The 5,150-nt window shown below is 55.5% G+C and carries 5 protein-coding genes and 1 pseudogene; 5 read left to right on the forward strand and 1 reads right to left on the reverse strand.

Features of this window, described 5'->3' with window-relative positions; all coding sequences use genetic code 11:
* From JKG68_RS33070 to JKG68_RS30915, 5 genes are all read left to right on the forward strand, one after another.
* The coding region (locus JKG68_RS33070) for a hypothetical protein (protein ID WP_210346505.1) at nucleotides 1-231 on the forward strand (231 nt) is incomplete at its 5' end.
* Between the two features lie 450 nt (nucleotides 232-681).
* The gene (locus tag JKG68_RS30900; protein ID WP_202066126.1) at nucleotides 682-1,671 is read left to right on the forward strand and encodes a TRAP transporter substrate-binding protein; all 990 of its coding nucleotides are present in this window, start codon (nucleotides 682-684) and stop codon (nucleotides 1,669-1,671) included.
* Between the two features lie 273 nt (nucleotides 1,672-1,944).
* Nucleotides 1,945-2,421: a TRAP transporter small permease gene (locus JKG68_RS30905; protein WP_312891060.1), complete on the forward strand. Its 477-nt coding sequence runs from the start codon at nucleotides 1,945-1,947 to the stop codon at nucleotides 2,419-2,421.
* Entirely contained in the window at nucleotides 2,418-3,737 is a 1,320-nt protein-coding gene (locus JKG68_RS30910; protein WP_202066128.1) for a TRAP transporter large permease, read from the forward strand. The genes JKG68_RS30905 and JKG68_RS30910 overlap by 4 nt, the downstream gene beginning before the upstream one ends.
* On the forward strand, nucleotides 3,734-4,534 hold the full coding sequence (locus JKG68_RS30915) for an SDR family NAD(P)-dependent oxidoreductase (protein ID WP_202066129.1): 801 nt from the start codon (nucleotides 3,734-3,736) through the stop codon (nucleotides 4,532-4,534). Before JKG68_RS30910 ends, JKG68_RS30915 begins: the two co-directional genes overlap by 4 nt.
* Nucleotides 4,535-4,602: 68 nt before the next feature.
* Here JKG68_RS30915 and JKG68_RS30920 read toward each other — a convergent pair.
* Nucleotides 4,603-5,049 (reverse strand): annotated as a pseudogene (locus tag JKG68_RS30920) (IS3 family transposase); the annotation flags it as partial.
* Nucleotides 5,050-5,150: the final 101 nt, after the last annotated feature.

A 5,150-nucleotide genomic window follows, 5' to 3' on the forward strand; every position in this document is an offset into this window, starting at 1 on the left:
ACGTTGCCTTCCATCGCGCACCTCCTCACGATGACGGACACTGCCCTACGTTACACCTGTCGCGTGAAGATCAATAATAAGAACTCGGCAATCCATGCCGAGGCAGGACTGTCTGGCGAGGCGGCTTCCATCTGCTCCATTGTTCAACGTTTGGATTCGGTTTGCTACTTTTCCGCTGAAGAGTCGACGGAGGAAGCGCTTGGATGTGAGATCTCGTTCTGGATGAAGTAGGTGTTGATTAGAGCCACAAGCTTTCGGCCCAGCGCCTGATCCTCTTCAAAGCTTTCTGTGTTGAAGATCCCGAGCCGGACCTCAAAATCAGAGTCACAACGAGAATGGCTCGAGCCTGCTTGTTGCCGTCCTCCGGGCTGTCCAGGAACCAGCCCTCATCCGGGTTCGGGTCCGCTGGGTTGAGATCCGCATTCAGGCACTCAACAAGATACCGGGCCAGACGATCGTTGATCTTCGTGCCATTATCGCCGCCAAACATGATCCGGGGCTCGCTACGGGGATCCCGAATGACATGTTGCCGATCTCACTTACGGATATCGCCTTAAAAGGTCGACGAAGCTTACGACTGGAGAATTTGGGGAGTTAGGCAAATAAAGCATCTTGTAAATATTCTCAGGCGCTGCATGATAGTAAGATGTCCCGTTAGAGGACTTCAGGGAGGATCCGAATATGAAGCGTTTACTCGCTATAAGCCTGATCGGAATTCCACTCGCCCTCAGCGGTTCGCCTGCTAATTCGCAGGGAATAATAGAGCTTCATGGCGCATCACAATTCAACGATGATCACGCTTTCACAAAATCGCTCGCCAAGTTCGGGGAACTCGCATCTAGCTGCTACGGCAAGCCCCTGAATATTATCCTGCATAAGAACAGTGAGCTGGGCCTTGAGAAGCAGTATTTTGAGTATATGTCGCAGGGCCGCGCTGTCGACTTCGCGATCGTCTCGCCGGCGCACATGTCGACTTTTTCCAAGGCCGCACCCTTCATCGATGCGCCGTTCCTCTTTCGCGACCTGGCGCACTGGAACAAGGTACTTGACCAGGACCTCCTGAAACCTATTGCGGACGAGATTGCCGCACGGGCTGACGTTATGCTGATCGGGTATGCTGGCGGAGGCACCCGCAACATCTTTGTCAACAAACCTGTCGCCAATATGGATGACCTAAAGGGCCTCAAGGTGCGCGTTCAGGGCGCTCCAATTTGGAGTCGCACCTTTGCAGCCGCTGGCATGTCGCCTACGGTAATCGCTTATAACGAGGTGTATAATGCCATCCAGAACGGAGTTATCGGCGCCGGCGAGAACGAGGCCGCAGGCGTTGAGCAGATGAAGTTCTTCGAAGTCGCGCCTAATCTAGCAATGACCGAGCACGCGATCACCATTCGGCCAATCGCATTCTCGGGCAAGACCTTCAAGAAGCTTCCAGCCGACCTGCAGCAATGCGTCATCAAGGCCGGCAAGGAAGCCGGGGCGCACGGCCGCCAGATCGAGTCGAGTGAGGACACGGCTAAGCTTGAGGCGCTGGAGAAGGCTGGTAGATTGAAGCGCATCGCGTTCAAGGATCGCGACAAGATGAAGAAACTCGTCGATCCAGTGATGGCTGAGTACGCCAAGGAGATCGGCGCCGAGGATATTTTGAAAAAGATAAACGAGATCAAGTAGCCGCCTCAACAGAAGTTTGACAGGCCTATCTCTGACTTGGACCAAGCCATGTGATGTTCGCGTCAGGTCAATGGCGAATACCAAAATAAACCTGTGAGGACATGTAATCTGCCCGCTTCACTATACTGTTCTGCTCTCGAACTCCGTGCAGTCGAATTGGCCAAGCTCTAAAATCCAAAACTGGAGGTGCCTATGACTGAAGCCGTAACGGGCGCGCGGAATGCGTGGCGCAGGGTGACGAGATGTTATAGTGCTTTTCTATCATGGGTCCTGATGATCGCCGTCGCGATCCTGGTTATACCCGTCGCTCTTCAGATCTTCTCACGCTTCACCACGCTCATTCCCCATTATATCTGGACCGAGGAGTTGGCCCGATTTCTTCTGGTCTGGACAGTGATGATCGGCGCTATGATCGGAGTGCGCGAAAGCAGCCACTTCGAAGTTGATGTCTGGCCAGTCCTGTCAGGTCGGCCAGAGGCGGCCATTCGACTCGTTTCTCGCTTCGGAGTACTCGTCATCGCTCTCGTCTTCGTCTGGTCGGGGGTCGAGTTCACGCGGTTTGCCTGGTATCGTACCTCCGAACTGGCGGAACTGCCGCTTTGGATGATCCACATTGCTTGGCCAATTGCGGGCTTCACCTGGCTAATCTTCCTTGGTGAACAGATGTGGGACGAGTTGAACGTTCTGCTAGGCCGAAGTTCCCTGCCACCATCTGATCCCGCTTCCCATATTGAGGGAGCGATCCAATGACTGGCGCGGTGCTTTCGCCGAACGGGGCCGCTCTGGTCCTGTTTGGCATATTCTTCGGAATGATGGCCTTGCGTGTGCCGGTAGCTTTCGCCCTGGGGTTGGCGTGCCTGCCAATCCTGCTCATAGAGCCACGGCTCTCGGCCGTCACTCTCGTGCAAGAAACCTTCAATGCTTATAATTCCTTCATCCTGTTGGCAGTCCCGTTTTTCCTTCTAACTGCAAACTTGATGAATGTGGGCGGCATCACCGACAGGCTGATGAAATTATCACGATCAATGGTCGGGCACTTTCCCGGTGGGCTTGCTCAGATCAACGTGGTCCTCTCGTTCTTTTTTGCGGGAATTTCCGGTTCGTCAACAGCTGACGCGGCCAGCCAGTCGAAGATCTTCATCGAAGCACAACGCAAGGAAGGCTATGACGACTCGTTTTCGGTGGCTATAACAGCAGTGTCGGCGGTGCTCGCCGTCATCATTCCGCCCTCAATCCTTATGATCGTATGGGGCGGTGTGCTGACTGTCTCGATCGGAGCGCTCTTCCTCGCCGGTATTATCCCTGGGCTGCTGATCGCGCTCGCACAGATGGTGACTGTCCACGCATACGCAAAAGCGCGTGGTTATCCGACTTATCCTCGGGCTACTTGGGGCGCTTTGTTGTCCTCCATTGCTATCTCGTTACCAGCCTTGATGACCCCCCTGATCATCATCGGCGGTAAACTTTTCGGCTGGTTCACCGCAACCGAGTCGGCATGTATTGCCGTCCTCTACGCCGGCTTTCTCTCGCTCTTGGTTTATCGCGAGATGGATATGCGCGGCCTGAAGGATGCGCTTATTGATACAGGTAAATTCACAGGTGTTGCGCTGTTTTGCGTCGGCACCGCCAGCGCATTCGGCTGGTTGCTCGCCTACTACCAGATTCCGAGGGCAATCTTGACTGGCGTGTCAGCTTGGGAGCTAGGACCTATCGGGACCGGGTTCTTCATTGCCTTCGTGTTTCTAGTTGTTGGGTGCTTCCTTGATGCCATCCCAGCAATCATTATCGTTGGCACTATCCTTGAGCCTCTGGCTCGCTCTACCGGTCTCGACCCGGTCCATTTCGCCATGATCGGCATTGTATCCCTGGCGTTCGGGCTAGTAACACCGCCCTATGGGCTCTGCCTAATGATTGCGTGCTCTGTGGCAAAAGTCCGAATGCGTTCTGTACTCCGTGACACAATCATTATGCTCATTCCGATGCTGCTGGTGCTGGCGCTGCTTATTGTGTGGCCACCGGTGGCCTTGTTCATCCCGAGCCTTGTCTCGCCGGAGTTTCTAAAATGAATAGTTCCCAATCAGGTCAAGCTACCCTCTGTGTTCCCGATTTGAAGGGCAAGGTTATCCTCATCACTGGCGGCAGTACTGGCATCGGCGCGGCAGCCGCACGCGCGTTCGGTCGCAATGGGGCGAAAGTTGCACTAAACTACAACGCGAGCGGTGCGGAGGCAGAGAGGGTGTCGGATGGCATTAAGGCTAGTGGCGGCGAGGCAGTCCTGATTCAGGGTGACGTCACTCAGCCGGACGCGTCAGCTCGCATCACGGCAGAAGCGGTTCGTGCGTTCGGCCGGATTGACGTGCTGGTCAACAATGCCGGCGCACTCGTCAGGCGCACACCGGTGGACCAATATACCGATGAGTTTGTGGACGCTGTGCTGGATCTCAATGTCAAGCAAGTAGTCCGGTTCATACGAGACGTTTCCATCCAAATGCGCAAACAGGGCAGCGGTGGCTCTATCATAAATGTGAGTTCTATCGCAGCACGGCACGGAGGCGGGCCAGGCTCCGTGATCTATGCGGCCGCTAAGGGGTTCATCGCCACCGCCACCCGGGGATGGGCCAAGGAACTGGTGAAGGACAGAATTCGTGTCAACGCCGTATCTCCAGGGGTGATCGATACTCCTTTCCACGAGCGCTACTCTACCGCCGAGCAGCTTGCAGCAATGCAAGCGACCATTCCCATGAACCGGATCGGCACATCCGAAGAATGCGTTGGCGCCTTCCTTTATCTTGCTTCCGAAGAGCTTAGCGGCTACGTCACTGGTCAGATCATGGAGGTGAATGGCGGGCAATACATGCCATAGATACGTGTCGTTTCGCCGTTGGATTTGCTTCGGCTTAGTGGAGAGCGTTTTGCTGTGTATCCGGCAAGCCTCTCGAACTGAACCGGACTAACGTAGTCAGGCGTCGAGTGACGCCGGACGGGGTTGTAAAAACCGTCGATGTATCGGCCGATCGCCGCCTTGGCCACGGCCCTCGTCTGGAAGACGGTGCGCTAGGCCAGCTCGGATTTCGAGCTCTTGAAGAAGGTTTCGACCACCGCGTTGTCGAAGCAGTTACCTTTGCCCGACATTGAGATCCGGAGGCCGTGTTTCCTCAGCTCCGCACGGTAGGCCGTTGAGCAATATTGACTGCCCCTGTCGGAATGATGGATCAGCCCCTTGTCCGGTCGCCAGATTGCCAAGGCCTTGCGCAGCGCCTCCAGAGCAAGCTCCTGGTGCAGGCGGTCACTGACGGCCCAACCCACAACCCGCCAAGCAAACAGATCCAGGACCACGGCCAGATACAGCCAGCCCTCGTTCGTCCAGACATACGAGAGATACTGTCGGCGAATTCCCTGTTGGCTGTTCAGCAAGAGGAGGGATCCATGAGCCTTCATCCAGAGCCGATTGGTGAGATCCCGGCCGAGACCGTGCGGGT

The sequence above is a fragment of the Microvirga aerilata genome (assembly GCF_016743775.1).
In the GTDB taxonomy this organism is placed as follows: domain Bacteria; phylum Pseudomonadota; class Alphaproteobacteria; order Rhizobiales; family Beijerinckiaceae; genus Microvirga; species Microvirga aerilata.

Excerpts from the sequence above, each read along its gene's own strand:
- JKG68_RS30900 (WP_202066126.1), top strand. The coding sequence starts at position 682 with ATGAAGCGTTTACTCGCTATAAGCCTGATCGGAATTCCACTCGCCCTC.
- JKG68_RS30915 (WP_202066129.1), top strand. The coding sequence starts at position 3,734 with ATGAATAGTTCCCAATCAGGTCAAGCTACCCTCTGTGTTCCCGATTTG.
- JKG68_RS30905 (WP_312891060.1), top strand. The coding sequence starts at position 1,945 with ATGATCGCCGTCGCGATCCTGGTTATACCCGTCGCTCTTCAGATCTTC.
- JKG68_RS30910 (WP_202066128.1), top strand. The coding sequence starts at position 2,418 with ATGACTGGCGCGGTGCTTTCGCCGAACGGGGCCGCTCTGGTCCTGTTT.